Source organism: Nocardiopsis sp. CNT312, from assembly GCF_000515115.1.
Lineage (GTDB): Bacteria > Actinomycetota > Actinomycetes > Streptosporangiales > Streptosporangiaceae > Nocardiopsis.
Genome location: NZ_AZXF01000024.1, coordinates 13,020 through 38,949 on the forward strand (window position 1 = coordinate 13,020; position 25,930 = coordinate 38,949).

The following is a 25,930-nucleotide window of genomic DNA, read 5'->3' on the forward strand; positions in this document are numbered from 1 at the left end:
GGGATGTTCGGAGCGGCCATGGTGGTCTTCGGTACCGCGGCGGTCTGGGTGCTCATGGGCGGGCACTCCTCGGCCCGTCGGCTCCACGGGCCGCGCGCCCCGGCCCGGCCCTGGCGTGCGTGGGAGCGGGCCGGCCGTGCCGGACCGGTTCTGGCCGGGACTTTGGGGACGGTCGCCGCCGCTGCGGTCCTCGGGCCCGTGGGCGGTGCCGTGGCGGCGGGTATCTGTGCCGCCGTGTGGGTCCGGGACCGCCTCCGCCGTGCACGCGAGGGTGTCCTGCCGTTGACGGCGGATCTTCCCGTCGCGGTGGGCCTGCTCGCCGCGGGGGTCCGTGCGGGAGCGACCGTCCCGTCGTGCCTGGCGGCGGTGGCCCGGTCGGTCGAAGCGCCACTGGGCGGGGAGTTGGCGGTGGTCGCGGAACAACTGCGGCTGGGGGCCGATCCGACCGCGGCCTGGCGGCGGCCCGCCCTCCCGGAGCCGCTGGCCGCCGTCGGCCGCGACCTGGCGCGGGCGGCGGACACCGGATCCCCGGTCGCCGATCTGCTGGACCGGCATGCGGCCGACCTTCGGCGGGCCGCACGCGGGCGGGCCCTGGCGCGGATGGAGCGCCTGGGGGTGCTCGTCGTGGCCCCGCTGGGCCTGTGCTTCCTGCCCGCCTTCGTCCTCATCGGCATCGTCCCCCTGGCGGCCGGCCTGCTGTCCGACACGCTCGGTGGGTGAGCCCGTAGACCACCAGGACGGTTCTGTCCGCTCGCCGTACGGCCATACGGGGCATGCACCCCACCCTCCGTCCGAACACACCTCTGGGCCGCGTCTGTGGAGGGAACGTTCCCCTCATCGGAGCAAGGGAGAGCGCCCACACGGCCCCGGGAGACGGGACATGCACGGGTCCCCAGCCATACGGGGTCGGAGGGCCTACTGCCCTCCGTGTACCGCCCGCGGCCGGGTCGAATCAGCGTCAGGAGCGCTCCGGGGACTCGCTCTCGCAGAGGCCGTCGACGATGTCGTCGAGGACGCGCCCGCGGTCGGCCATCGGCATCAGCCGGAGTTCCCTGAGTACGGGGAAGGTCTCCACGCCCAGAGGGCTCGCCTTCTTGACCACGCACACCCGCATGCAGTGCTGGGTGGTGGGCTGCCAGAAGTCGCGTTCGTCCACGGGCGCCAGTGTGTAGAACACGGCCGGGTACCGTGGCGGCGCGCTCGACGCGGACCACTGGTCCAGACGGGCCAGGACAAAGCCCACGATCAGGGAGTCGAACATCCCGTTCACCGAGAGGTCGGCCACCGCCTCCCGATCGCCCTCGGCCCGGCACTGCGTGCAGCAGGCCAGCTCGGCCCGCAGCAGCCATCTGGCGCGCGCGTGCCCCACCTCGGAGTTCCTGAGCGTGCTCGGGTGTCGGTGTCCCATGTCTCCAGAGAGTAGAGCCGATTGGGCGGGTGGCGCCCGTGTTCACACCCGGACACGGCCGGACCCGACGGTGGTCCAGCACCGGATGCCGCTTCGGGGCAGGCCGACCTCCCGGTCTTCGAGGGCCGGGGTCCGCTCGAAGGACGCGGGCCAGACACGGACCCGAGCCCGGAGCACACGTCTCACGACGCCCCGGGAAAAGTTCCGTGCCCCCGGAAGGCGCCATGGCCGACCGTGGGCGGTGCGGCGGTCGGCCCGCCCCGTGTCACGGGCCGGGGTAGGCGTGGACGGGACCTGCGCGTGCCCGCGCCCTGACGTGGCGGCCGGGGATCTCGGAGGGCAGCGAGACCACCACCTCGACGGTGAGCCCCGTGACAGCGCAGGAGACGAGTTCGGCTCCGTTGGCCTCGGCGGTGGCGCGCGCCCGGGTGCAGGCACCGCCACGGACGGCGTCGGCGGCGGCCGTGAGGGCGGCCAGATCGGCGGCCGTGGCCGCGCGGTTCCGGTCGGTCCTGGCGGAGGCGGTCAGGAACACGGCGGACGCGGCCAGCCAGAGCAGTGCGCACAGGGCCACCGCCCACACGGTTCCGGAGCCGGAGTCGCCGCGCACCGGTCAGCCCCCCGGTTCCATCGGGACCGACGCCCCGGCGCTCACCGTCACGGGCAGTGCGGTGCCCGGGCCGATCCGGAGTTCGGCCCGGACGGTCACGCGTGCGGTTCCCGCCTCCTCGGACAGGTCGACGTGGGCGGTGGCGGGGGCGGCCGAGCGGGCGAGTGCGCGGGCCCGTTCGGGGGGCTCGCCCCGGGCGAGCGCGCGGGCGCCGATCCCGGCGGCGTCGGCGCAGGACAGCCGGGTGGCGGCGGCCGAGATCCCGCCGAGCATGAGGGCGAGGACGAGCAGCAGTGAGGGGAGCACCGCGGCGGTCTCCGCGGTGACCGAGCCGCGGTCACACACCGGAGCCCAGTGCGTCCACGACGAGGTCGGTGAGCACCTGCTCCACGGTGTCGCCGGTGAGGATGGCGTACAGGACGCCGGCGAACGCAACGGCGGACACGGTGCACAGAGCGTACTCGGCCGTGGTCATGCCGTGATCGCCGGCGGGGGCGAGGAAGCGGGCGAGGATACGTGCGGCAACGGGCATGGGACCTCCCTGACCGGGGCCGACCGTGCGGTCGGCCTTCCCCACCAGCTTCCGCCCTCCGGGCGCAGCACAAAAGCCCCACCCACCGGCCTGTGGACAACCGAGCCGAGGCCCGGACGATCCCCAGGACCCACTCCCTTCGCCCAGGCACCGTCGCGAACCGATCCGCGACCTCGCCGAACGAAGCCCTTCTCGGGCGAGCCGGGCATCTGCAAATTTAAACCCCCCTGTCCGATTTCGGACAATATTTCCATTGAACCCCAAGTGTTTAATTCCCATTGATATGATCAAAAGCCCGCGCAGATAAACACAATCCTCCTTTCATGAAAAAGGTGAGAATGTGAAAAAATCGATGTCCTGGATGACAGCGACATTCCTCTCCGCCCTCGTACTGACCAGCGCCCCCGGAACCGCGAACGCGGCCAACGACGAAGCCTCCGAGATCGCAGCGCGATCACAAGCCGCCTACCCTGCGGCCCATGAGGGCTTCGCGCAGGCGTTGGCCGCCGAGGACTGTGGTGTCCGAGTCGACTGGCCACATCCGTCGAGGACCACCAACAACCAGATCCACACCCGGGTCGAGTCCTTCTGCAACGGCAGCGTCCTCGTCAACAACACCATTACGGGCAAGAGCTACCGGTCGCGTTGGTACGGCTGGCAGCACATGAAGACCGAGACCACCGGCCCGAAGAACACGTGGCGGGTCCGTGTGACCGTGGACGTCGACTGTGACTACGGCACCTGGCACAGGTGGCGCACCGAGGGTTATGGCAGCGGTCTCCTCAACGGACAGCCCGTGAGCGCCTCCGCCTACCAGCACAACGACGACGAGATCATGTGCGGAGACAACAACTGACCGGAACACCAGCGCACCCCGCGCGCCGCACGGCCATCACTGCCGTGAGTGTGGTGATGGCCGTGTCGATCCCCGCTTCCATGTCCTCGTGCGCCCCACCGGATACCGCCCCCTCCACACCCGCTTCCGGCGGAGCCGCCGCCCCCTACCTGCCTGACAGCCTGCTCCACGCCCCCGAGCAGCCACCCGGGCTGCGCGTCACCACCCCTGCGAACGACGTGAAACCGCACAGAATCGCCGTCGACTGGACGAGTCTTTCCGGACCCCTGGCAGTACCTCCGGAGAGGATCGAGTGGCCCGAAGCCCGTTTCCACGACGCTCCACCCCACATCGCGTTAGAACTCGATACCGTACAGATTCCGACACGTGTAGTGCTGTATCGATATCCTGGGGTCGACGATTCCGGGGTCCCAGACCAGTCATCCGGAACCGAAGAGGTGTGCCATATGACGGCGCACGAAGCACCCTGCTGGATCCAGGGCGAGGGCCGTGAAAACGCTCGGATCACCGTACCGACAGAAAGCGGAATTCTACGTCCGTACTGGGTGGTTCATGCGGCTTGGCGGGTGTTCCCTGAGAGGAGCTCCCCGTCTCCGGCAGAAGGCGAGGCGTCCTCGGTGGAGATCGCTTCCGCGTCATGGGTTCTGAGAATCGAACAAGAGTAGAGGAAGAGGACATGACACAGGACATCACCATGTTCCTGTCATCGGCCTCACGTCTGTCCGTGCGCTCGGCCGCCGCCGAGGTCTTCCGGTCCGGAGCAGGCGGGGCCGAGCACGAGGCGTCGGTCTGTCGTCTTCACGCCGAGGACTGGCTGCACTGGGACTACACCGTGTGCGACGAACGAGGGGAGACCCGCCATACGTGCGACGGGACGGTGATCCGCAGCACCGTCCCGGGACGCGGAGAGAGGCGCCACTCCCCGGTGCCCGCCGCTCCGACCCGCGACGATCCGTTGTACTTCTCCTCCTGGATGGCGTTCGCGCAAGGCTGGTTCGTGGAGATGCTCCGCCCGCTCGATCTGCTGGCGCGCGTCCGGGTCACCTCGGTAGGGGACCCCGACGACGAGGGACGGACACGGATCACAGCGGAGCCGATGGGCAGCGAACCCTCACCCTACGGCGGGTTCGCCCTTCCTGACGGACGCGGCCTGGAACTCGGCCTCGACACCCGGCTCGGCTGCCTCACCGAGGCCAGAGTGACCCGCCGGGCTCCCACCACCGGCAAGGGAACGTTCTACCGGCTCACGCACCTGGAACCGTGAGAGGGCCACCGGAAAGCGGAGGGGCCCCGGAAGCCGAACCGCTCCCGGGGCCCCTCCGCCGCCGACCGTCCTGGGACGGCGGCCCCGTCTACCCGACCTCAGCGACCACCGGAGCGCCCTCTCCGAAGAGGTCGACCATCTCGACACTGGCGACGTCGACCTCGCCGACGACGGCGATCTGTCCCTCGGTGCTCTGCCCCGGCTGAAGGGTGACGGCCTCGATGGCGTCGATGTCGGCGAACAGGGTCTCCCCCCACTCCGAGGTGACCGTGCCGTCCGCCAGGACCACGTTGAAGTTGATCGGGTTCACGTTGATCGGCTCGGCGGAGTCGTTGACGACCTCGATATCGATCGCGGTGTACACGGTGTCGTCGATGATGTCGCCGACCGTGCCCGCGTACGCGGCGGTCATGGTGACGCCGTTCTCCGCGGCGGGCTGGTCCGCCGGCTCTTCGGCGGGAGGCTGCTCCTCGGACGTGGCCGCGGAGGAGGGAACCGTGACCTGAGGAAGGTCGTTGAGGCTCTCCCCAGCGTTCTGCGCGACGCTGCCGATGATGAAGAAGAAGACGATGGCGGTGATGATGCTGAGCCCGAGGCACCCGCCGCAGCCGATGGCGACCTTCGCGCCGGTGGACATGCCCTGCTTCGGCGGGGCCGGGGGGTACGGCATGCCGTAGGGCGGCTGCTGGGGTCCGGAGCCCTCAGGACCGTAGGGCCCCTGAGCATAGGAGTCCTGCGGCCCGTACGGCCCCTGAGGACCATGTGGCCCCTGAGGCGGCTGCTGGGGTCCGGAGCCCTCAGGACCGTAGGGCCCCTGAGCGTGGGGGTCCTGCGGCCCGTACGGCCCCTGAGGACCATGTGGCCCCTGAGGCGGCTGCTGGGGTCCGGACGGGGGAGGATAACTCATGCGGTGCTCCGGTCATAGGGGTGCAGGGGGATGGCTGAGCGGGCGCCAGGACCGGGCGTGGACGGTACGGCCGGTACGTACGACGCTATCGGGCTCCACTCACACTCGATGCCAAATCATGACATAAGAGACGCAACCGGTAGGTGGAGTCCCACCAGCGGGACCGGCCCGCCCGCAGCCTGCGGACCAGCGGTCAGCCGCCGCACCCCAGAACCTCGTCCAGCAATCTCAGGGCCCCGGACTTGCTCAACGGCTCGTTCCCGGTCCCGCACTTGGGCGACTGGATGCACGACGGGCACCCCCGGTCGCACTCGCAGTCGGCGATCACCGCACGGGTGGCGTCCAGCCAAGCGCGGGCGGCCGCGTAACCGCGCTCGGCGAACCCGGCTCCGCCCTCGTAGCCGTCGTAGACGAAGACCGTGAGCAGCCCGGTGTCCCCGTGCAGTGCGGTCGACACTCCACCGATGTCGGACCGGTCGCAGGTGGCCAGGAGCGGCAGCAGGCCGATGGAGGCGTGCTCGGCGGCGTGGGCCGCGCCGAGCAGCCCCACCTCCTCCTTGCGCAGCCGCTCCTCCCCCTCGGCCGGCAGGGTCCACCACACCGCGCGGGTGTGCAGCGTCCGCTCCGGGAGGTCCAGCGGCTGCTCCCCCAGTACCGCCCCCGTCCGGACGTCCCGCCGGAGGAACCCCACCACCCGGCGCACCACCTCGACCTCGCCGAAGTGGACGGCCGCCCCGCTCGGCCAGGTCTCCCTCCGCCGGACGGAGGTGACCGTGATGTCGGTGGTGTCGCGCGCCCAGGTACGGTACGGCGGCTCCTCCGGGCCCACCAGGGCGACACCCTCCTCCAAATCCAGCTCAGCCACCAGGTAGGTCCGGCCCTGGTGCAGGTACACCGCGCCGGGGTGCACCGTGCCGTGCGCCGCCGCCTCGTCGATCTCCCCGAGCAACTGTCCGCTGCCCGTGTCGATGATCCGTACCGGCGAACCGCCCGAACCCCGAATATCGGCGAGGTCACTTGCCCTTTCATTGCTCGTCCAGAACCACCCTCGCGGCCGTCTTCTCAGAAGTCTCCGCTCGACGAGATCATCGAGCCGCTCCCGCGTCGTCGGTCCGAACAAAGCGGCGTCGTCCTGGGTAACCGGTAGTTCCTGGGCGGCCGCGCACAGGTGGGGATCGAGAATGTGCGGGTTTTCCGGGTCAAGGACGGTCACCTCGACAGAGCGACCGAAAATCGACTCCGGATGGTGGGCGAGATAGGTGTCCAGCGGATCGTCACGCGCGATGAAGACCGCCAGCGCGTCCTCGCCGCGCCGCCCCGCACGGCCCGCCTGCTGCCACAGGGAGGCCAGCGTCCCCGGCCAACCCGCGATGAGTACCGCGTCCAGACCGCTGATGTCCACACCCAGTTCGAGGGCGTTGGTACTCACCAGCCCCAGGAGCTTCCCCGTGCGCAGAGCCTCCTCCAGTTCCCGCCGCTCCGAGGCGAGGTATCCGCCCCGGTAGGCGGCCACACGCGCGGCGAGGCGGTGGTCGCCGCGTTCCGACAGCATCCGCTGCGCGGTCAGCGCCACCACTTCCGCCCCCTGCCTGGAGCGCACGAACACGAGGGTGCGGACCCCGTCGCGTACCAGGTCGGCGAGCATCTCCGCGGCCTGGGAGGAGGCGGTCCTGCGCACCGGGGCGCCGTGCTCGCCGGTCTCGTCGGTCAACTCCGGCTCCACCAGCGCGACGGACAGCCCGGGACGGGGCGAACCGTCCTCCGTGACCGCCGTGACCCACCTGCCCGTGAGCCGGCTCGCACTCTCGGCGGGGCTTCCGGACGTGGCCGAGGCCAGGATGAACACCGGCTCCGCGCGGTAGCGGGCACAGATCCGCCGCAGGCGCCTCAGGACGAGCGCCACGTGCGAGCCGAACACACCCCGGTAGCGGTGCGACTCGTCGATCACCACGTAGCGCAGCCTGCGCAGGAAGCGCGTCCACGCCCCGTGCCGGGGCAGGATGCCGTAGTGGAGCATGTCCGGGTTGGTCAGCACGTAATCGGCGTGCTCGCGCACCCAGGAGCGCTCCTCGGCAGGGGTGTCCCCGTCGTAGACGGCGGCGCGCATGTCCGAAAGTCCCAGGTCCGATATCCATCGCAACTGGTCCTGGGCCAGGGCTTTGGCGGGGGAGAGATACAGCACGCTCCCACCGGTGTCGACCGCCTCCACAGCGGGCATAAGGAAGGCGAGCGACTTCCCCGAGGCGGTTCCTGTGGCTATGATCACATCACTGCCCGAGCGTGCGAGGTCGGCGGCTGCGGCCTGGTGGGACCACGGTCCCGTGATCCCCCGTTCCGCGAGACGTTCGACCAGGTGGGGGGTGGTCCACCCTGGCCAGGCCCCACTGGCCCCGTCGCCCGGGGGAACACGCTCGATATGGGTCACCTGTGGGTACCGGGTGTCGTCACGCCACACTCCCGGGAGTGTGGGGCCGGTGTCACTCATCCGAGACCCTCCTCGCTGAACGCGTTCGGCTGATCACGACTCTTCGGCAGGAGACACGGAAGAGCCGGTGGCCAACGGTTTCAGTGTGGCATCTGGGGGAAGGGTGGCGCGGTGTCATCGTTTTTCTGTGCATCACAGGGAGACGCACTCTGTACCCGTGGTTGAATGCGTGCTGGTGGGGTAACGCCCGGCAGAGACCATTCGCGTTTATTCGCGGTTCGGCGCTGGAGGACTAGTGGACCTGAAGCTTGATCATTACACCGAGGGCGACACCGAGATCGTCGTCGTTGAAGGTGAGATCGATGTCTATACCGCGCCCCGTCTCCGCGAGCTGCTGATCGACCTGGTCAACAAGGGCAACTTCCACCTCGTGGTCAACATGGAGAAGGTGGAGTTCCTGGACTCGACGGGCCTCGGCGTGCTCGTGGGCGGGCTCAAGAGAGTCCGTGCGCACGACGGGACGCTCGACCTGGTCTGCACCCAGGAGCGCATTCTCAAGATCTTCCGGATCACCGGTCTGACCAAGGTCTTCGGTATCCACGACTCAGTACAGGACGCCATCGACAAGCGTTCGGCGAAGTAGCCCAGAGAGAGCGATGGCAACCATCACGCTCACGATCAGCGCGCTCCCGGCCCACGTGCGGACGGCCCGGCTCATGGCCGCGACCGTCGCACGCCGGGCCGGCATCGCGGCGGCGGCGATCGACGAGATCAGGCTGGCGGTCGGTGAGGCGTGTTCCAGGGCGGTGGCCGCGCACAAGGTGCACTGCCCGACACAGCCGATCCTGCTCCAGATGACCGACGGCACCAAGACCGCGCCCGGACGGGGCCCCGACGGTGACGCCCCGGCCCCCGCACCGCACACCAACGGGCATACGGTGCAGCGCTTCGAGGTCGTCGTCTCCGACCGCGCGCCCGCCAAGGACGCCGACGGAGCCGCCGACCCCGTGAACTCCGTGCTCGACGGGCTCTTCCTCGACAGCGACGACACCCCGCCCGGCGGGATCTCCGGTTTCTCCCCCGGCTTGGGGCTGGCGGTGATCACCGGGCTCGCGGACGAGGTCAGGATCGACCCCAGCGACCAGGGGACCGTCGTGCGGATGAGCTGGCCGATGGCGGCCGAGCAGGCGCACGGCCCCAGCTCGAACTAGAACCGTGTGAAGGGGTGCCCCGCTGCGGGGCGCCCCTTTTCGTGTCAGTCACAGACCTGCGACGACACCTCCGCCGTCGCCGTCAGCCCCGCTCCGGCGTTGGTCGCGACCTCGTCCGCTGTGAGCACGTAGCCGGTCTCGTCCTCGTTCGTGGCCGCCGCGAACACCACCCCGTACACCGTGCCGTCGGGGGCCAGCAGCGGCCCGCCCGAGTTGCCCGGACGCACCACCGCCCGCACCTGGTAGATCTCCCGGCTCACCTGCTGCGAGTGGTAGAAGTCCGGCCCCTGGGCCGTCTGGCGGGCCCTCACACGCGCTGGAACGGCCGTGAAGCCGCTGTTGCGGGGGAACCCGGCCACGACGGCGTCGGCACCCTCGTCGGCCTCTCCGTTGAACTCCAGCGGTGTCAGTTCCAGCCCGGGGACGTCGAGAACGGCCAGGTCCTGCTGCGGGTCGAACAGCACCAGGGTCGCCTCCAGCTGGTGCCCGTCCCGGGTGACCACCCGCAGGTCCCGGGTGACCCCGGCGACCACGTGGGCGTTGGTCATGATCCGGTCGTCACCGTAGGCGAACCCGGTCCCCTCCACCCGCCGCTGGCACTCCGGGGCGGTCCCCAGGACCTTGACCACGCTGTGGCTGGCCTCGATGAGTTCGGGGGTGGTGAGTACCTCGGGGTCGGGCGGCTCCACCTCCGCCAGTTCCCCGGTCCCCAGCCCACTGAACACCTGGGGGAAGTCGCTCTGGTCCACGATCCCCCGAAAGGTCGTGAACCCGCTGTGCGCCGCCTCGGGCATCACGGCGTCCACCGACTGCAGGATGCGGGAGCCCTGGACCTGGCCGGCGATGAAGGGCAGCGCCGAGTTGGCCACGGTGCTGCCGATGAACCACGCCACGAGCAGGACCGAGACCCCGCTGACGACCGCGCCGCCGAGGGCGTCGAGGACGCGTGCCGAGTCCCAGGTGACCCGGTTGCGGACCAAGGTGCCCAGATAGGAGAGCAGGAACTGGCCCAGGGCGGCGGCCAGGAACACCACCGCGATCGCCAGCAGCGCCTGGCGCCCGGGGTCGGCCACCCACTCCTGGATGTGGCCGGGTGCGGTCAGCGCTGCGAGGACACCACCGCCGACGAACCCCGCAAAACTGAAGACGCCGACGATAAGCCCCTGCCTGTAGCCGATCACCGCGAACACCAGCAGCAGGACCATCAGGATCACGTCGAGCACGGTGGCCTCCAAGAGCGTCACCCGACCGGGCGGAGACCGTGCGGGGTGGCTTCGAACACGTCAGTGAGACCCTCCCGGTGCCAGGGAAGTTCCCATCCGCCCAGACCGAGGAGGGCGTCGACGACCGCGCCGGTGAACCCCCACACGAGCATGCCGTCGACACGGAAGCCGGGGCCCCACGCGCCATCACCGCCGTAGCGGACCTGGACCCGGTTCCCTGGGTCGGCGAGGTCGGCGACGGGCACCCTGGAGACCGCGGCGACCTCGCCGATGTCGACGGGGCGCACGTCACTCGGCCTGCGCCACCAGCCCAGGACGGGAATGACGCGGAAGTCGCTGAAGGGCAGGTACAGCTCGGGGAGGCGGCCGACCACGTCGATCCCGTCCGGTTCCGCCCCGGTCTCCTCCGCCGCCTCTCGCAGTGCCGCCGCCTCGGGTGAGGCGTCAGTGGGCTCGATGCGGCCGCCGGGGAAGGCGGGCTGCCCGGAGTGTCTGCGCAGACCCTCGTTGCGCTGGATGAGAAGCAGGTCCGGCCCCGTCTCCCCCTCACCGAAGAGGACGAGTACGGCCGACTCGCGCCCTCCGGTCTCCGGAGGGCGCATACGGCGGGGGACGGGCATGGTCCTGGCCGACTCAGCGAGAGCGGTGAGCCAGCCCGGTGTCGAGTTCATGAAGGAAACCTGCTCTGGGGGTCGTCACACCGGTTGTGTGGACGGGGCGTGACCGAACCCGTCCGGGAACGGTGAGTGTGTGCCCACTCACTTGACCAGGGTACAAACCCGCGGCGTCCCCCTGCGGCGCTCGCCCCGAAATCTCAGGCGAACGAACGCATACGCAGCAGCTTCACGGCGGTGGCCTCGTCGGTGGGCCCCTCCCCGAAGGAGGGGCACCACCGGGCGAGGCCGCACGCCCCGCAGGCCGGCCTGCGGGCGTGGCAGACCCTGCGCCCGTGCCACACGACGCGGTGCGAGAGCATCGTCCAGTCCCTGGGCGGGAAGAGTGCGGCAATCTCGTGTTCGACCTTCACCGGGTCCTGTTCCCCGGTCCACCCGAAACGTCGGACAAGACGCCCGAAATGGGTGTCAACCGTGATTCCGGGCACATCAAAGGCATTACCGAGCAGTACGTTTGCCGTCTTACGCCCAACACCCGGTAGTTTGACCAGGTCGGAGAGGTTTCCAGGAACCTCGCCGCCGTGCTTCTCACACAGGGCCTGAGCCAGACCGATGAGGTTGCCGGCCTTGGACCTGAAGAAGCCGGTCGAACGGATCAGCTCCTCCAGCTCCTCGCGCCGGGCCGACGCGTAGGCTTCGGCATCGGGGTAGCGCGCGAAGAGCGCGGGGGTGACCTGGTTGACCCGTTTGTCCGTGCACTGGGCGGACAGGATCGTCGCGACCAGCAGCTCCAGAGGGGTCGTGAAGTTCAGTTCGCAGTGTGCGTCCGGATACAGCTCGGCGAGCTCCCGGTACATCTTGCGGGCACGGCGGACCAGTGCGAGCCGGCTCTCCCCGGTCGGTGTGACCGGCACCGCACTGCCATCTGCTGTCTCACGGGGCATCGTCACAGAATAGGTGCCCCAAGCACTCCGTACCGGCGCTCGGGGAGGGGGAGAGTGGGTCCGGACGAGCGCGGCATGGGACTCTCGGGAACCGGGATTATGCCACCGATGCCCGCAAAGCGGCGGGGGGCACCCGGAATGCGGACCGATTCCGACTAAGATCGCATGGGCTGACGTCGGCTGTTGTGAGCGTGCGATCTCCCGGCGGACAAGCCGAGGCAACGACCTGGTTTCACAACCGGGTGCGACATACGTCACACTGTTGGCGGTCGGGTTTTTGGGAGGACGAGTAGTGGACGAGATCAACGAGGTTCTACGGAAGGCTCCTCTGTTCGAGGCGCTGGGCGAGGAGGACACGGCCGCGCTCCGCTCCTCGGTCAACGAAGTACGCCTCGGCCGCGGGCAGACCCTGTTCGGGGAGGGCGACGAGGGCGACCGCCTCTACGTGATCCTCAGCGGAAAGGTGAAGCTCACCCGCACCGCGGTGGACGGCCGCGAGAACCTGCTCAGTGTGCTCGGCCCGAGCGAGATGTTCGGTGAGCTGTCGCTGTTCGACCCGCGCCCGCGCACGGCGAGCGTCGTCGCGGTCACCGACTCCGTACTGGCCGGCCTGGGACACGACGACCTGCGCCCGTTCCTGTCCAGCCGCCCGCACGTCTCCCTCCAGCTGCTCAAGGCCCTGGCCGAGCGGCTGCGCCGTACCAACGACGTGATGGCCGACCTGGTCTTCACCGACGTGCCCGGGCGCGTGGCCAAGGCCCTGCTGGAACTCGCCGACAAGTTCGGCAAGGAGAGCGACGACGGCCTGCACGTGCACCACGACCTCACCCAGGAGGAGCTCGCCCAACTGGTCGGCGCCTCCCGTGAGACGGTGAACAAGGCACTGGCCGAATTCGCGCTGCGCGGCTGGCTGCGGATCGAGGCCAAGGCCGTGGTCCTGCTCGACGTCGAGCGCATGCGCCGCCGCGCCCGCTAGGTGTAGTGACCTGACAAGGTGAGGACCGCGTCGCCTGGTGGCCGCTACCTCCTCGGGGTAGGCGGCCACGGCGCTGTCCGGAGCCACCCGCCGATCAGAGCTCGACCTCCTCGGGGAGCTCACCGTGCTGTTCGAGGTAGCGCAGTTGGGCGCGCACGGACGAGTGCGCGGCCAGACGAATCTTCTCGGAGATGTCCGGGTAGACCTTGTCGACGATCTCCCCGGTACTGGCCGCCCCCGATCTCAGGGCGACCCGCACCTGCTCCAGTCGCGACTCCCGGTGGTCGATGTAGGAGCTGAGCACCGCGTGCGGGGAGGAGAGAACCGGACCGTGCCCGGGCAGCAGCGTCCGCACCCGGTACTCGCGCACAAGGTCCCGCAGCCGGTACAGCGAGTCCATGTAGGGGGCCAGGCCGTCGTCACCGTCGATCACCGGCGTCCCGTGGCCGAGGACGGTGTCACCGGTCAGAAGGGTGTCGTCGGACTCCAGCAACAGGCACACGGAGTCGTCGGTGTGTCCCGGCGTGGCGATCACCCGCAGTTCCAGACCGTCCACGGAGATCACCTCCCCGTCCTCCAACCCGGCTCCGCCCACCCGCATCCGCGGGTCGACGGCGTGGACCGGGGCGCCGGTCAGCTCCGAGAAGTAACGGATCCCCCCGGTGTGGTCGTCGTGCCGGTGGGTCACCAGGGACATGGTTACCTGAGCGCCCTGCTCCTGCACCATGCGCGCCACGCGCTCCAGGTGGCGCTCCTCGTGCGGGCCGGGATCCACGACCACGACGCCGCGCGCCCCCGGCTCCCGCAGGAGCCAGGTGTTGGTCCCCTCCAACGTCATCGGGCCGGGGTTGGGGCAGAGCACGCAGCTCGCGCGCAGTGTTCCGGAACCGTCGATCCTCATCGCACCTCGCTCACTCGCCGGGGCCGAACCGGACCGTGTGGGCGCCGTGGCGCGGGGTCCCTCAGGAGGTCTTCTTCGGTCGGGGCAGGGGATAGCGGGACCCGTCCGGGGCCACGACCCAGAGGTGGCCGTCGATCTCCCGAACATCCGGTTCAAAAGGGACGATATCCCGTTGAACGCGGCGTACACCTGCCAGGGTGCGACAGGCGGCCAACTGGGCGCACGAGAACAGGGTGGGCGGCAGCATCGACAGCCGCCCCGCCTCCCAGTCGGCGGGGACGGCCGCGGGGTCGGCCCAACGGATGGCGTCGGCCTCCCCGCCCACGTCGCGGGGCACCTGTCCGGGCGGCGGTTCGGCGACGAAGAACCAGGTGTCGAAGCGCTTGGGCTCCGTTCTGGGGGTGATCCAGCGGGACCAGGCACGCAGCCACTCCGACCGCAGCACCAGGCCGCGCCGCGCAAGCACCTCCGTGAAGGAGCGGGAGCGGTCGATCAGTCCCAGCCGGTCCCGCTCCCACTCCTCGGTGGAGGTGTCGAGGGTGATCGGTTCCCCCTCGGCCCGTCCGGGCCTGCCCGCGAGCAGGACGCCGGTCTCCTCGAACGTCTCGCGGACCGCAGCGCACACGAGCGCCCGTGCGGTGCGCACGTCCGTGCCCAGAGTCCCAGCCCAGTCCCGCGGGGAGGGCCCCGTCCAGGGCAGGCCCCCGTCGGCGTCGCGCTCGTCGACCCCGCCTCCGGGGAAGACGTGGGCCCCCGGGGCGAACCCCATGGAGCGCACCCGGCGCATGAGCAGGACCTCCAGGCCCTCCCCGCCCTCGCGCTCCGCGGAGCGGAGCAGCATCACCGTGGCCGCGGGCCTGGCTTCGGGGGCACCCCGCGGCGCCTGTTCGACGGACATCCTGCCCTCCTGCTCCGGACGGTCGCGCCGCGGACCGGGTTCGTCGGACGGCCGGTCAGCGGACCTCGACGATCATCTCGACCTCGACCGGCGCGTCCAACGGCAGGGACACCGCGCCGACGGCACTGCGCGCGTGGACACCGGCGTCACCGAAGACACGGCCGATCAGGTCGCTGGCCCCGTTGATCACACCGGGCTGCCCGGTGAAGTCGGGGGCGCTGGCCACGAAACCAGTCAGCTTCACCACCCGCACCACCTTCGACAGGTCGCCGATCTCGGCGCGCACCGCGGCGATGCCGTTGAGCGCGCACCGGGCGGCCATGTCCCGGGCGACCTCGGCCGTGACCCCGTCGCCGACCTTGCCCGTGACAGGCAGCGCACCGTCCACGAAGGGCAGTTGGCCCGCCACGTACACGTGGTCGCCGGAGCGCACCGTCGGCGCGTACGAGGCCACCGGAGGCACCACCTCGGGAAGGGCCAGTCCCAGGTCGGCGATGCGCTCCTCCGGAGTGACGGCCATCAGAGCTCCCGCTTCATGTAGGCCACGTACTGCTGGTTGCGCGGGTCGGTGCCCTCCGGGAGCGGCGCGGGCACGACACTGACGAGCTCCCACCCGTCCGCCCCCCAGTTGTCCAGGATCTGCTTGGTGGCGTGCGACAGCAGAGCCACCGTCTGGTACTCCCACTTGCTCATGTGCAACTCCCCCTCGGAAACCGCGCCCCGCCGAGACGACCGGGCCGAACGTCAACGCCGCCACCTTACTCACCCTGTGCACCCGCCGGTGCGGCCCGCGTCCCCGACCGGACCGCGCACACACACGTAGACTCCGTGGCGTGAGCGAGGCTGAGTTCGGACGGGGGACCCGCGCACGATTGCACATCGTCACGGGCAAGGGCGGGACGGGCAAGACCACGGCGGCGACGGCGCTCGCCCTGGCCCTGGCCGCTGAGGGGGGCCGGGTGCTCCTCGTGGAGGTCGAGGGGCGACAGGGGATCGCCGGCCTCCTGGGCCGGCCTCCACTGCCCCCCGAGGAACGTGAACTCATCGCCCTCCCCGGAGGCGGCCGCGTGTGCGTCCTGGCGGCCGACGCCGAGGCCGCGCTCCTGGAGTACCTGGCGATGTTCTACGGGATGGGTCGCGCGGGACGGGCCCTGACCAGGTTGGGGGTCGTCGACTTCGCGACCACGGTCGCCCCCGGACTGCGCGACGTCCTGCTCACCGGGAAGGCCACCGAGGCGGCACGCCGCCGCGCGGGGGACCGCCGGGGAACGGGGGGCGCCTCCGCCGCGTTCCACTACGACGCGGTGGTCATGGACGCCCCGCCCACCGGCCGCATCGGCCCCTTCCTCAACGTCAACTCCGAGGTGGCCGGGCTGGCCCGGGTGGGGCCCGTCCGGAGCCACGCGGACAAGGTCATGGACGTCATCCGCTCGGAGCGGACGCTGGTGCACTTCGTGACCCTGTTGGAGGAGATGCCCGTGCAGGAGTGCAAGGACGGGATCGCCGAGATCGAGGGGCTGGGGCTGCACGCGGGATCGGTGTTCGTGAACATGGTGCGGCCACCCCTGCTGGGAGAGGACGATCTGGCCACCGCCGCGGACGGGGGCTTTGACGGAGCGGCGCTCGTACCGGGGCTCGCCGCGGCCGGGCTGGCCGATGTGCCCGGTCTCGCCGCAGCCCTGTCCGGTGAGGTGCGCTCACACGCGCTCCGGGCGGGTCTGGAACGGCGGACCCGGGAGGACCTGGCCGCTGTCGGCCGACCGGTGGTGGACCTGCCGTACGTGGAGGGCGGGGTAGCCTGGCCCGCCCTGGAGAGGCTGGCGGACGCTCTGAAGAGGCAGGGGACGGTGCGATGAGCGCCGAGTCGGGCCCCGCCCGCTTGGACGTGGACGCGATCATCGACGACCCGCGGACCCGGATCGTGGTGTGCTGCGGGGCGGGCGGGGTCGGCAAGACCACGACCTCCGCGGCCCTGGGACTGCGTGCCGCGGAACGCGGTCGGCACGCGGTGGTGATCACCGTGGACCCCGCCCGACGCCTGGCCCAGTCGCTAGGGTTGGAGTCGCTGGACGGGACACCTCGCCCGGTGCCGCTGCCCGAGGGCGCCCGGGGCACCATGCACGCGATGATGCTGGACATGAAGCGCACCTTCGACGAGGTCATCGAGGAGCACGCCGACCCCGAGCGGGCGCGGCAGATCCTGGACAACCCGTTCTACAAGACGCTCTCCACCGGCTTCTCCGGCACACAGGAGTACATGGCGATGGAGAAGCTGGGCCAGCTCCGCCGGTCCGGCGACTGGGACCTGATCGTGGTGGACACCCCTCCCAGCCGGTCGGCCCTGGACTTCCTGGACGCGCCCAAGAGGCTGGGCCGATTCCTCGACGGCAAGCTGATCACGTTCCTGAGCGCCCCCGCGGGCAAGGGCGCGTTCCGGATGCTGGGGTCGGGGTTCGGCCTGGTGGCCTCGGTGATCGGCAAGTTGGTCGGTGCCCGGTTCCTCGATGACCTGAGGTCGTTCGTCTCCGCCTTCGACACGGTGTTCGGCGGGTTCCAGCAACGCGCGGAGCAGACCTACCGTCTGCTCCAGGAGCCGGGCACGGCGTTCGTGGTGGTGGCCGCCCCGGACACCGACGCGCTCCGGGAGGCGTCCTACTTCACCGACCGTCTGGCCGCCGACTCGATGCCTCTGGCCGGACTGGTGGTCAACCGTGTCCACCCCCTTCCCGACGGCGGCCGCCTGTCGGCCCAGGAGGCCGAGCGGGCCGCGGAGGCTCTGAGCGACGGCGAGGACCATGCCCTGGCCGCGGCCGCGCTGCGCCTGCACGCGGAACGGGTGCGGCTGCGGGCGCGGGAGCGGCGGCTGTGCGGGAAGGCGCTGTCCGCGCATCCGGGGCTGCCCGTGGCGGAGGTGGCCGCGCTCGCGGAGGACGTGCACGACATCGACGGGCTGCGCTCCATCGGCACCGCACTGGCCGGACCCGTACGGGCCTGACGCTCAGAGAGCGGCGAACCCGTGGTTACCCACGTAGCGGCCCAGGTCGGTGTGGCCGCCGCGGCGGGCCTCCTCCAACACGGCCGCCCAGTCCCGGACCCCGGGGTGCTTGCGCAGGAGCGCGCGGCGCTCGCGTTCGGTCATCCCACCCCACACCCCGAACTCGACCCGGTTGTCGAGCGCGTCGGACAGGCACTCCGTACGCACCGGGCAGCCCCCGCAGATGAGCTTGGCGCGGTTCTGTGCCGCACCCTGGACGAACAGCGCGTCGGGGTCGATACCCCTGCACCGCGCTCTGGACGTCCACTGTTCGGTCCGCATGTGCCTACTCCCAATACACGTACGCCGGGCCTGGGGATTCGTGTGACATGAGCGTGTCCGGAAGGCGGTATGCTCCCGCTGCCGCGGGGGATGGCCACTGAGAAAACCGGTCTCCTTCCGTTCATCGAACGTACGGATCCAAACGCCCCGCCGCCAGAACCCGACCGACCCCCCTGGCATCTCACCGGTATGGCCCGCTCGAGCCATGGCGGAGGGCCTGGTGGGCCATCGGCCCAGGTCTCCGGAGGGTGAAGGTCACGTCCGTGACCGTGTTCGAGTGCGATAACCATGAAAAGATGATCTGCGGGCAACCGTCTGCTCTCCCGGTGGACGATTCGTCACGCTTACGCACGCTCCGTTCCACATTGCACTGTTTTTAGGTGCTCGTGGTCACTTAGCCTGGTGGGGTGGGTCAGGGGACATTGCTTCAAAGAATCAGCCAACTCGTCGTCGTCAGCTCCCTCGCGGGTCTCCTGGTCGCCCTGCTGGTCCTGCCGGCACTCGGCGGCACCGGAATCACCGCGCGGGACGTCGCCAGTGGATTCCTCGATATGCCGAGTGACCTGGAGACACCGCCTCCTCCCCAACGCTCCACGATCTACGACGCCGAGGGCGGCGTCATCGCGGAGATCTTCGACCAGAACCGGGAACTCGTCGCCCTCGACGACGTCTCACCGGTCATGGTCGACGCGATCCTCGCCATCGAGGACGCCAGCTTCTACGAACACGGCGGCATCGACCTCAGCGGCACCCTCCGCGCGGCCGTCCGCACCCTGGGCGGCGACACCGAGGGTGCCTCCTCCATCACCCAGCAGTACGTGAAGAACGTCCTCATCGAGTCCGCCACCTCCCAGGAGGAGCTGGAGGAGGCCCGTGAGACGACCATCGCCCGCAAGATCCGGGAGCTGCGCTACGCCGTGGCCCTGGAACAGAGAATGACCAAGGACGAGATCCTTGAGGGCTACCTGAACATCGCCTACTTCAGCGACGGCGCCTACGGGGTCGAGTCGGCCGCCCAGCACTTCTTCCACAAGCCCGCCAGCGACCTGGAACTGCACGAGGCCGCCACGATCGCGGGCCTGGTCCGCTACCCCTACCTGTACAACCCCCGTTTCTTCCCCGAGCAGACCGAGGACCGCCGCAACGTGGTGCTCGACCGCATGGTCGCCAGCGGTGCCATCACCCGGTCCGAGGCCGATGAGGCCAAGGCCGTCGAGACGGACTGGAGCGACCTGGACACGGCCCCCAACGGCTGCGTCCCCAGCGACCAGCCGTTCTTCTGCGACTACATCGTCCGCGAGATCGAGGCCGATCCTCAGTTCGGCGAGAGCGAGACCGAGCGGGCCCGCTGGCTGCGCACCGCCGGTCTGGAGATCCACACCACCCTGGACCCGCAGACCCAGCAGGCCGGTCAGGAGGCCGTCGACGAGTGGGTGCCCCGGGAGAACGAGGCCCGCAAGGTCGCCGCACAGGTGGTCATCGAACCGGGGACCGGCCACATCCTCGGCATGATGCAGAGCCGCAACTACGGCCCCGACGAGAGCCGCCTCGGCGAGACCTCCATCAACTTCGCCACCGACGCCTCCCAGGGAGGCAGCACCGGCTTCCAGGCCGGGTCGACCTTCAAGGCCATCACGCTGGCCGCCGCCCTCGACGAGGGGCTGCCGTTCAACACCAGCTTCTCCGCTCCGGGGTCGCTGACGGTGACCGGCCAGCGCTCCTGCAACGGCGGAAGGCTCCAGAACTGGCCCGTGAGCAACGCGGGCGACAGCAACGCGGGCACGCTCAACATGATCGGCGGCGCCAAGGCCTCCTCCAACACCTACTTCGCGCAGCTGCAGGCACGGGTCGGCCTGTGCGACGTGATGCAGATGGCGGAGACCCTCGGCCTGCAACGCGCCGACGGCACCAGGTTCACGGAGAACCCCAACACCCTGGCCAACAACAGCTTCACCCTGGGCAGTGAGGAGGTCTCCCCCCTCCGGGTGTCCAACGCCTACGCGACCTTCGCCTCGGGCGGTATCTACTGCGAGCCGCAGGCCATCACCCAGATCGTCGACCACCAGGCGGACGCGACGCTCGAATTCGCGCCCGAGTGCGAACGGCGGCTCGACCAGAACGTGGCCGACGGTGTGGCGTACATCCTGTCGCAGACCTTCAACGGCGGCACCACCACCAACGTGCCCATCAGTCACCCCGCGGCCGCCAAGACCGGCACCACCGACGGTTCGGCCGCGGCCTGGTTCGCCGGGTTCACCAGGCACATGGCCAGCTCCGTCTTCGTCGGCGACCCGCGCGGGCCACAGCAGTACCCGCTGCGCAACATCGAGATCGGCGACCGCTACTTCCCCGTGGTGTACGGGGCGACGATCCCCGGCCCCATCTGGCAGCAGACCATGGAGAACGCCCACGAGGGCCTGCCCGTCGAGCCGCTGCCCGGCCCGCCTGCGGAGTTCGGCTCCACACGGCCGCCCCGGCAGCCCGCGGCGACCAGCGAGGCCACCGACACCGGCGGGGTGCCGAACGTCGTGGGCATGGAGCAGGCCGCCGCGGTCAGCGCCCTGGAGGCGGCCGGCTATCGGGTGAACGTGTCCGGGAACCCGATCCGCTCACCCGAGCCGGAGGGCTCGGTCGCCGCGGTCAACCCCGACCCGGGCACCCGACTGCCCGAGGGTGCCACGGTGAACGTGTTCCTGAGCAGCGGCGGCGGGGTCGCCTCCGAGGACTCCGACCCCGAGACGTGGTTCCCGGTGCAGCCGGCCGGGCTCGGCACGACACGGGAGGACCAGGAGTAGGACAGCGGACGGGGCGCGGAAGCGGCGGGCAGCCGCCTCCGCGCCCCACGCGTGTCAGGACAGTTGGCGCTTGACCTCGGCAGCCACCCGCTTGCCCTCGGCCCGTCCGGCGATACGCGGGTTGACCACCTTCATGACCTCGCCCATCGCCCGCGGCCCCTCGGCCCCGGTCTCCTCGACCGCAGCGGAGACCAGAGCGGCGAGTTCGTCGTCGGTGAGCTGCTGGGGCAGGTAGTCGGAGATGACCTCGCTCTCGGCGCGCTCAGCCGCGGCCTGCTCCTCACGCCCGCCCTTGTCGAACGCCTCAGCGGCCTCACGGCGCTTCTTGGCCTCGCGGGTGAGCAGCTTGACGATCTCGTCGTCACCGAGGGAGCGCTGGGAGGAGCCGGCGGCCTCCTCGGTGGAGATGGCGGCGAGCACCATGCGCAGGGTCGATGTGCGGACCTGGTCACGCGCCTTCATGGCGGTGGTCAGGTCGCTCTTGAGGCGGTCTTTGAGTTCGGACATGGCCCGATCCTACGGCGGAGCGTCCCGGGGCCACCAACGGTTCGCGCGCGTCGCCCCGCGGTTCTGGGACCATGGAACAGGCCAACGGAAGGGAACCGATGGGTACGGACAGCAGGCGGATCCTACGCGGAATCGGACGCGTGGCCGCCGCAACAACGGCGATCGGCGTGGCGGGCGTAGCCTACGCGTCGGTGATCGAGCGCAACTGGTTCCGGTTGCGCCGGTACGAGCTTCCACTGCTGCCACCGGGCGCCGACCGGCTGCGCGTCCTCCACCTGGCCGACGCGCACCTGACGCCCGGCAGGAGGATGCTCATCGAGTGGATCCGGGGACTGGCCGAACACGAACCGGACCTGGTCGTCAACACCGGCGACTCCCTGGGGCACCGGGACGCCGTCGACCCGTTCATCGACGCCCTGGGCCCGCTCCTGGACCGGCCCGGCGCGTTCGTGTACGGCTCCAACGACATGTTCTCCCCGCAACTGAAGAACCCCGCCCGGTACCTGTGGCGCACGAGCCGCGCCGACTACAGGAAGCGCCGGGTCCCGGACCTGCCCTGGCGTGAGCTGGGCGAGCGGATGTCCTCGGCCGGCTGGCTGGACCTGAACAACCGCAAGGGCTCACTCAAGGCCGCCGGTTCCGGCATCGCCTTGGCCGGGGTGCACGACTCCCACATCGGGCTGGACCGCTACGACAAGGTGGCCGGCCCCGCCGACCCCGCCGCCGACCTGCGGATCGGGCTGCTGCACTCCCCCGAGCCCGCCAACCTGGACCGGTTCGCCGCCGACGGCTATCAACTGCTGCTGGCGGGCCACACCCACGGCGGGCAGCTCTGCCTGCCGTTCTACGGAACCCTCGTCACCAACTGCGGCATCGACCGCCGTCGCGCGTGGGGCCTGCACCGGTACGACAGCGCTTGGCTGCACGTGTCCGGCGGCCTGGGCACCTCGCCGACCGCACCGGTGCGGTTCTGCTGCCGCCCGGAGGCGACCCTGCTGGACCTGGTCGCCTCCTCCTGAGCCCGAGCCAGCCCGCTCCGAGGAAAAAAGCGTACCCGGGCACTCCCCATGTCCGTTAGACTTGGGGGCGTTGCTTCGGGGTGTAGCGCAGCTTGGCAGCGCGCTTCGTTCGGGACGAAGAGGTCGTGGGTTCAAATCCCGCCACCCCGACAAAGGAACGGGTGTCCACGCAGGTGGGCACCCGTTCTTCGTTGTGTGGGCATGGAGCCCTCAGAGCCGCAGTGCACATTCATTGCACACGGCGGGGGTCGTGCTCCCTGTCTCTCAGGCAGCGAGCACCCGCAGCCGAGCCGCGTCCATCGCTTCGGCCACCTCGTCCAGGCGGTCGGGGAACAGGTGCCCGTACCGGTCCAGGGTCATCGTGGCGGTGGCGTGTCCGAGCATCGCCTGTACGACTTTGACGTCCGCGCCGGCCGCGATGGCCAGTGACGCGGCGGTGTGGCGCAGCTTGTGCGGAGTCAGGCCCATCCCGTCGAGCCCAGCGGCTTTGAGCGCTTTGCCGAACTCCCGGTTGCGCCAGTTCCGAAGACGTACCTCACTCCCCCTCTTGGTGGTGAACACCAGCGCCGAGTCCGGCCGCCCCTGCACGAGCGGAAGCAGCTCCGCGACGAGGGACTTCGGGATCGGCACGGTCCGACTCTTGCCCGTCTTGGGCGACTGTTCGACAAGCCTGCCCTCCACCTCGGCGAAGGCCGTCACGATCCGGATGCGCCGTGTCTCCAGATCCACTCTGCCGACCCGGAGCGCAGCGGCTTCGTTGAAGCGCAGGCCCGTGTAGGCGAGGAGGAGGATGAGGGGCCGGTTGATGTTCGCGGCGGCGGCGATCTGGCCGTACTTCGTTCGCAGAGATCTGGCCGCGTCCGCCAGCGCCTCCACCTGGAGGTGATCGAGGTAGACGTGTTCGGCCTCACTCGGCTTCGGAAGCGGCACCCCACGCGCGGGATTGGCGGGGAGGCGACGCGGCACACACCATTCCAGGACCATGGAGAGAACGCCGTAGGCGTGGCGGGTCTGTGAGGTGCCCAGGTTGGCCCCGCCCTCGTCCCGCGGCTTCTGGAGTTCGGCGACCCACACGGCGACGTCTTCCGAGTACACCGCCGAGATCGGAAGCTCTCCCCAGCGAGGCAGCACGTGCGCGTCCAGGAGGCCCCGGTACTTCCACCAGGTCGACCGCTTGATGTCGGTGCGCGTGCTCAGCCACTTCTCAGCCATCTCGGTCACGGTGACCTTGGCGTCGTGGGGGTTGCGGTAGGAGCCTTCATGAAGGCTGTTCTCAATCTCGGTCTGCTTCTTCTCCGCGTCCGGCTTCTTCTTGAACGTGCCGCCGCTCTTGATCCGGCCGGAAGGGTCGTAATAGCGGACCATCCAGCGCGCGGGAGGTGTGCGCTTGGTCGCCTTGGCCTTCTTCACCGCCTCCACGTACGCCTTGTCCTTGGTGCGGTCGTAGACCCACGCGCGAGCCATAGGGGGTGTTCCTCTCGGGGGTTGGGGTTACTGGGATCGGACCCAGGCATGGACCTCTGCGGGCACGTAGCGCACGTACCGGCCGACTCGGTGGGAGGGAGGCCCGTCGCCCTTGTAGCGCCATTCGTAGAGGGTTTTCGGCGGTACACGGAGGTAGGCGGCGGCATCCTTGACCGACCACAGGACATCGGCCCGACGCTGTTCGGGAACGTCCACACGGGCCGTCGCTGCGCTCATGCCACCCTCGTCTCTGGAGTTGCCGAAAGATCGTTCTGCCGAGCAGCGTCGAGTTGGGAACGGCGTTTGAGTGCTTCGCCGACAGCCCGGAGTAGGCGTTGTTCGCGGGGAGCGACGTCAGGGTCAGTGGGCTGCGCCAGTTCCCAGGCGTAGTCACCGGAGTTGGCCGAGGTCAGTACCGGAGGCCGGGGGTTGCCCTCGTCGCCCTGGTCCTCGCCTGTGGGGTCAATGCCCAGAGCGTCCAGGACCCAGGTCAGGCGGTCGGCCTTGTGATCGGCGAGGGTCTTGCCGGACCACTTCCGGGAGACCAGGACACGGCGACCCGCGTAACCCAGGTGTTCGCGACGGTGAGCCTTGGACCGGCAGAACCCAGGACGCATCCCCGCCTTGGCGTTCTCGGGCTGGATTCCGTAGCGGAGCCAGTTCGAGCACCGGGACGAGCACGGTTCGAAGCGCAGCGCGTCCAGGAGTCGGTCCACGTGCTGTTCCTGAAGTGCCGTCTCGGCGGCATGGCACTCGGCGATGTCCTTGGTCAGGTACTTCGCCAGGTAGCGCACACACCGGTCAGCATCCGCCGAGCCCGCGACCACGCCCTTGGCGTCCACCTGACGGCCGAACCGGACCACGTGATGAGGTTCCGCTTCAGGATCAGCATCGAGCGCATCCAGCGCCTCATCCCAGGTGGGCAGGACTTCGCCTGTCGACGGGTCGACAAAGACACCTGTCTCCTCGTCCCAGACGGGGAGGTGATCGCCCTCGAACACGACCTGATCAGCCGGAGGCCACCACACCTGGTGATACGTCGCCGCCGCGATCTGCCGTAGCTCGGCACGCGGAATCGTGCCCCGCGTGGCCATGTGCAGGTGCGGAGCCAGACGCCGTTGCGGTTCCACGGCCGCGAAATACTGCACGTCGAAGCCCGCGACCCGTCGAAGGTTCTGCACGAACCGGTCGACGAGCTTGGAGAAGTGCAGGGCGTCCCGAGCCGCACGACGGTAGTCGTAGGTCGAGAAGCCGACCGGGGTTCCGTCCGAGCGCACCCGCCCGTACGAGTCGAGCGTGAGCGTGATGAACAGCGAGGGCCGGAAGACCTTCCCCGAGGCAGGGTCGGTGAACGCGCGTCCGACCGTCTTGCGGGTCATGGGCCGCTTGGGAAGGTCCGGGACGTCCTGTCGGCGCTTGGTCGAGCGCACCCGACGCGCCCCCGACGAGGAGGAGTCGGCCGAGCGGGTCACCGATCCCCGCAGCCCCGAAGCGGTGATCTCCTCATCCAGGTCAGCAATCACCGCGTCCAGCCGCGCCAGATCCTCAGCCGACGCCGCGCCCGTGGAGGCGAGCCGGTCACGTTCGGCCGTCACCACCGCCCGCTGTTCCACCCACCCGCGCTGCTCCTCGGACGGCGGATCCGGCTGCGCCACGGGTTCTTCCGCCAGGTGCCAGCCCTCTTCACACTGCGTGCGCCGCAGCGACCTCTTCCGCTTCGCACAGGCCGGACACCGGGATTCCAGCGTGGACCCGCACGGGACGTCGATCACCTCGGTAGCACCAGTGGTGATGTTCGTGCGTCGAAGGGACACCGGACGGATACACACCCCGTGGTCGGCGGCGACCTGTTCGGCTACCTCACGGACCAGGGGTTGCGCCAGGCGCTCAGCCCGTGTCGACTTACCGGTAGGAGTCGGCATCAGCCCACCCCCAACATCAGGAACCGGAGGGACCGCACCGCGTGAAACCCGAGCGGCCGAAGTCGGGCATGATCTTCCACTGGGTTGGATGCCTGGTCTTCATCCCCTTCTTGGGCTGGTGGATGTGGGCCTTCGAGG

28 protein-coding genes and 1 tRNA gene are annotated in these 25,930 nt (G+C 69.9%); 11 read left to right on the forward strand and 18 right to left on the reverse strand.

Annotated elements, in window-relative coordinates:
- Window positions 1-3: 3 nt before the first annotated feature.
- Window positions 4-720, forward strand: a complete 717-nt coding sequence (locus tag B042_RS0112065; RefSeq protein WP_028648507.1) for a type II secretion system F family protein — start codon at window positions 4-6, stop codon at window positions 718-720.
- Window positions 721-958: 238 nt separating this feature from the next.
- Here the strand turns inward: B042_RS0112065 and B042_RS0112070 are convergent, their stop codons facing one another.
- The 4 genes from B042_RS0112070 to B042_RS22990 form a co-directional block, all read right to left on the reverse strand.
- Window positions 959-1,408 (reverse strand): hypothetical protein, encoded by a 450-nt coding sequence (locus B042_RS0112070; protein ID WP_028648508.1) that lies wholly within the window; start codon window positions 1,406-1,408, stop codon window positions 959-961.
- A 265-nt stretch (window positions 1,409-1,673) separates the two neighbouring features.
- Window positions 1,674-2,018 carry an Rv3654c family TadE-like protein gene (locus B042_RS0112080; protein WP_028648509.1) on the reverse strand — a complete coding sequence of 115 codons (345 nt, stop codon included), beginning with the start codon at window positions 2,016-2,018 and terminating at the stop codon, window positions 1,674-1,676.
- Between the two features lie 3 nt (window positions 2,019-2,021).
- Window positions 2,022-2,363, reverse strand: a complete 342-nt coding sequence (locus B042_RS0112085) for a TadE family type IV pilus minor pilin (protein WP_304412545.1) — start codon at window positions 2,361-2,363, stop codon at window positions 2,022-2,024.
- On the reverse strand, window positions 2,356-2,550 hold the full coding sequence (locus B042_RS22990; protein ID WP_036554810.1) for a DUF4244 domain-containing protein: 195 nt from the start codon (window positions 2,548-2,550) through the stop codon (window positions 2,356-2,358). The genes B042_RS0112085 and B042_RS22990 overlap by 8 nt, the downstream gene beginning before the upstream one ends.
- Before the next feature lie 361 nt (window positions 2,551-2,911).
- Between B042_RS22990 and B042_RS0112095 the strand changes: the two genes are divergently transcribed.
- Together B042_RS0112095 and B042_RS0112100 are read left to right on the forward strand one after the other, a co-directional pair.
- Window positions 2,912-3,406, forward strand: coding sequence for a hypothetical protein (locus B042_RS0112095; RefSeq protein WP_155989046.1), 495 nt, complete (start codon window positions 2,912-2,914; stop codon window positions 3,404-3,406).
- A 676-nt stretch (window positions 3,407-4,082) separates the two neighbouring features.
- Window positions 4,083-4,670, forward strand: coding sequence for a hypothetical protein (locus tag B042_RS0112100; protein WP_028648512.1), 588 nt, complete (start codon window positions 4,083-4,085; stop codon window positions 4,668-4,670).
- Between the two features lie 88 nt (window positions 4,671-4,758).
- Here the strand turns inward: B042_RS0112100 and B042_RS0112105 are convergent, their stop codons facing one another.
- Window positions 4,759-5,307: a DUF4352 domain-containing protein gene (locus tag B042_RS0112105; protein WP_051415652.1), complete on the reverse strand. Its 549-nt coding sequence runs from the start codon at window positions 5,305-5,307 to the stop codon at window positions 4,759-4,761.
- A 463-nt stretch (window positions 5,308-5,770) separates the two neighbouring features.
- Window positions 5,771-8,062, reverse strand: coding sequence for a DEAD/DEAH box helicase (locus tag B042_RS0112110; protein ID WP_028648514.1), 2,292 nt, complete (start codon window positions 8,060-8,062; stop codon window positions 5,771-5,773).
- Window positions 8,063-8,297: 235 nt separating this feature from the next.
- Here B042_RS0112110 and B042_RS0112115 point away from each other — a divergent pair, with 235 nt between their 5' ends.
- Window positions 8,298-8,645 (forward strand): STAS domain-containing protein, encoded by a 348-nt coding sequence (locus B042_RS0112115; protein ID WP_028648515.1) that lies wholly within the window; start codon window positions 8,298-8,300, stop codon window positions 8,643-8,645.
- A gap of 13 nt (window positions 8,646-8,658) precedes the next feature.
- Window positions 8,659-9,213, forward strand: coding sequence for an ATP-binding protein (locus B042_RS0112120; RefSeq protein ID WP_028648516.1), 555 nt, complete (start codon window positions 8,659-8,661; stop codon window positions 9,211-9,213).
- 44 nt (window positions 9,214-9,257) lie between these two features.
- On the opposite strand, the gene B042_RS0112125 is transcribed toward B042_RS0112120, so the two are convergent.
- The 3 genes from B042_RS0112125 to nth form a co-directional block, all read right to left on the reverse strand.
- Window positions 9,258-10,436: a MarP family serine protease gene (locus tag B042_RS0112125; protein ID WP_028648517.1), complete on the reverse strand. Its 1,179-nt coding sequence runs from the start codon at window positions 10,434-10,436 to the stop codon at window positions 9,258-9,260.
- Between the two features lie 17 nt (window positions 10,437-10,453).
- On the reverse strand, window positions 10,454-11,107 hold the full coding sequence (locus tag B042_RS0112130) for a CoA pyrophosphatase (protein ID WP_028648518.1): 654 nt from the start codon (window positions 11,105-11,107) through the stop codon (window positions 10,454-10,456).
- A gap of 143 nt (window positions 11,108-11,250) precedes the next feature.
- Window positions 11,251-11,994, reverse strand: a complete 744-nt coding sequence (nth, locus tag B042_RS0112135) for an endonuclease III (RefSeq protein WP_028648519.1) — start codon at window positions 11,992-11,994, stop codon at window positions 11,251-11,253.
- A 301-nt stretch (window positions 11,995-12,295) separates the two neighbouring features.
- Between nth and B042_RS0112140 the strand changes: the two genes are divergently transcribed.
- Entirely contained in the window at window positions 12,296-12,970 is a 675-nt protein-coding gene (locus B042_RS0112140; RefSeq protein WP_197024288.1) for a Crp/Fnr family transcriptional regulator, read from the forward strand.
- A gap of 94 nt (window positions 12,971-13,064) precedes the next feature.
- Here the strand turns inward: B042_RS0112140 and B042_RS0112145 are convergent, their stop codons facing one another.
- The 4 genes from B042_RS0112145 to B042_RS25000 all read right to left on the reverse strand — a co-directional run bounded on the left by B042_RS0112145 (window position 13,065) and on the right by B042_RS25000 (window position 15,462).
- Window positions 13,065-13,871, reverse strand: coding sequence for an MBL fold metallo-hydrolase (locus tag B042_RS0112145; RefSeq protein ID WP_028648521.1), 807 nt, complete (start codon window positions 13,869-13,871; stop codon window positions 13,065-13,067).
- 61 nt (window positions 13,872-13,932) lie between these two features.
- Window positions 13,933-14,769, reverse strand: a complete 837-nt coding sequence (locus tag B042_RS0112150; protein WP_028648522.1) for an NUDIX domain-containing protein — start codon at window positions 14,767-14,769, stop codon at window positions 13,933-13,935.
- 55 nt (window positions 14,770-14,824) lie between these two features.
- The gene (locus B042_RS0112155; protein WP_028648523.1) at window positions 14,825-15,289 is read right to left on the reverse strand and encodes a RidA family protein; all 465 of its coding nucleotides are present in this window, start codon (window positions 15,287-15,289) and stop codon (window positions 14,825-14,827) included.
- Entirely contained in the window at window positions 15,289-15,462 is a 174-nt protein-coding gene (locus B042_RS25000) for a DUF4177 domain-containing protein (protein ID WP_013156298.1), read from the reverse strand. The genes B042_RS0112155 and B042_RS25000 overlap by 1 nt, the downstream gene beginning before the upstream one ends.
- 140 nt (window positions 15,463-15,602) lie before the next feature.
- On the opposite strand from B042_RS25000, the gene B042_RS0112165 reads away from it, so the two are divergent.
- Both B042_RS0112165 and B042_RS0112170 read left to right on the forward strand, forming a co-directional pair.
- The gene (locus B042_RS0112165) at window positions 15,603-16,625 is read left to right on the forward strand and encodes an ArsA-related P-loop ATPase (RefSeq protein WP_028648524.1); all 1,023 of its coding nucleotides are present in this window, start codon (window positions 15,603-15,605) and stop codon (window positions 16,623-16,625) included.
- Window positions 16,622-17,764, forward strand: coding sequence for an ArsA family ATPase (locus B042_RS0112170; RefSeq protein WP_028648525.1), 1,143 nt, complete (start codon window positions 16,622-16,624; stop codon window positions 17,762-17,764). The genes B042_RS0112165 and B042_RS0112170 overlap by 4 nt, the downstream gene beginning before the upstream one ends.
- Before the next feature lie 3 nt (window positions 17,765-17,767).
- Here B042_RS0112170 and B042_RS0112175 read toward each other — a convergent pair whose 3' ends face one another.
- Window positions 17,768-18,085 carry a WhiB family transcriptional regulator gene (locus B042_RS0112175; protein ID WP_028648526.1) on the reverse strand — a complete coding sequence of 106 codons (318 nt, stop codon included), beginning with the start codon at window positions 18,083-18,085 and terminating at the stop codon, window positions 17,768-17,770.
- A 422-nt stretch (window positions 18,086-18,507) separates the two neighbouring features.
- Here B042_RS0112175 and B042_RS0112180 point away from each other — a divergent pair, with 422 nt between their 5' ends.
- Window positions 18,508-20,880: a transglycosylase domain-containing protein gene (locus tag B042_RS0112180; RefSeq protein WP_028648527.1), complete on the forward strand. Its 2,373-nt coding sequence runs from the start codon at window positions 18,508-18,510 to the stop codon at window positions 20,878-20,880.
- A gap of 54 nt (window positions 20,881-20,934) precedes the next feature.
- Here the strand turns inward: B042_RS0112180 and B042_RS0112185 are convergent, their stop codons facing one another.
- Entirely contained in the window at window positions 20,935-21,387 is a 453-nt protein-coding gene (locus B042_RS0112185; RefSeq protein WP_028648528.1) for a GatB/YqeY domain-containing protein, read from the reverse strand.
- A 98-nt stretch (window positions 21,388-21,485) separates the two neighbouring features.
- On the opposite strand from B042_RS0112185, the gene B042_RS0112190 reads away from it, so the two are divergent.
- On the forward strand, window positions 21,486-22,406 hold the full coding sequence (locus B042_RS0112190) for a metallophosphoesterase (protein ID WP_028648529.1): 921 nt from the start codon (window positions 21,486-21,488) through the stop codon (window positions 22,404-22,406).
- Window positions 22,407-22,482: 76 nt separating this feature from the next.
- A tRNA-Pro gene (locus tag B042_RS0112195) sits at window positions 22,483-22,556 on the forward strand.
- Between the two features lie 114 nt (window positions 22,557-22,670).
- On the opposite strand, the gene B042_RS22995 is transcribed toward B042_RS0112195, so the two are convergent.
- The 3 genes from B042_RS22995 to B042_RS0112210 are packed head-to-tail and all read right to left on the reverse strand — an operon-like array spanning window position 22,671 to window position 25,792.
- Window positions 22,671-23,870 carry a site-specific integrase gene (locus B042_RS22995; RefSeq protein WP_051415653.1) on the reverse strand — a complete coding sequence of 400 codons (1,200 nt, stop codon included), beginning with the start codon at window positions 23,868-23,870 and terminating at the stop codon, window positions 22,671-22,673.
- Between the two features lie 27 nt (window positions 23,871-23,897).
- Window positions 23,898-24,107, reverse strand: a complete 210-nt coding sequence (locus B042_RS0112205; RefSeq protein ID WP_036554814.1) for an AlpA family transcriptional regulator — start codon at window positions 24,105-24,107, stop codon at window positions 23,898-23,900.
- Window positions 24,104-25,792 carry a replication initiator gene (locus tag B042_RS0112210; RefSeq protein ID WP_028648531.1) on the reverse strand — a complete coding sequence of 563 codons (1,689 nt, stop codon included), beginning with the start codon at window positions 25,790-25,792 and terminating at the stop codon, window positions 24,104-24,106. Before B042_RS0112210 ends, B042_RS0112205 begins: the two co-directional genes overlap by 4 nt.
- Window positions 25,793-25,930: the final 138 nt, after the last annotated feature.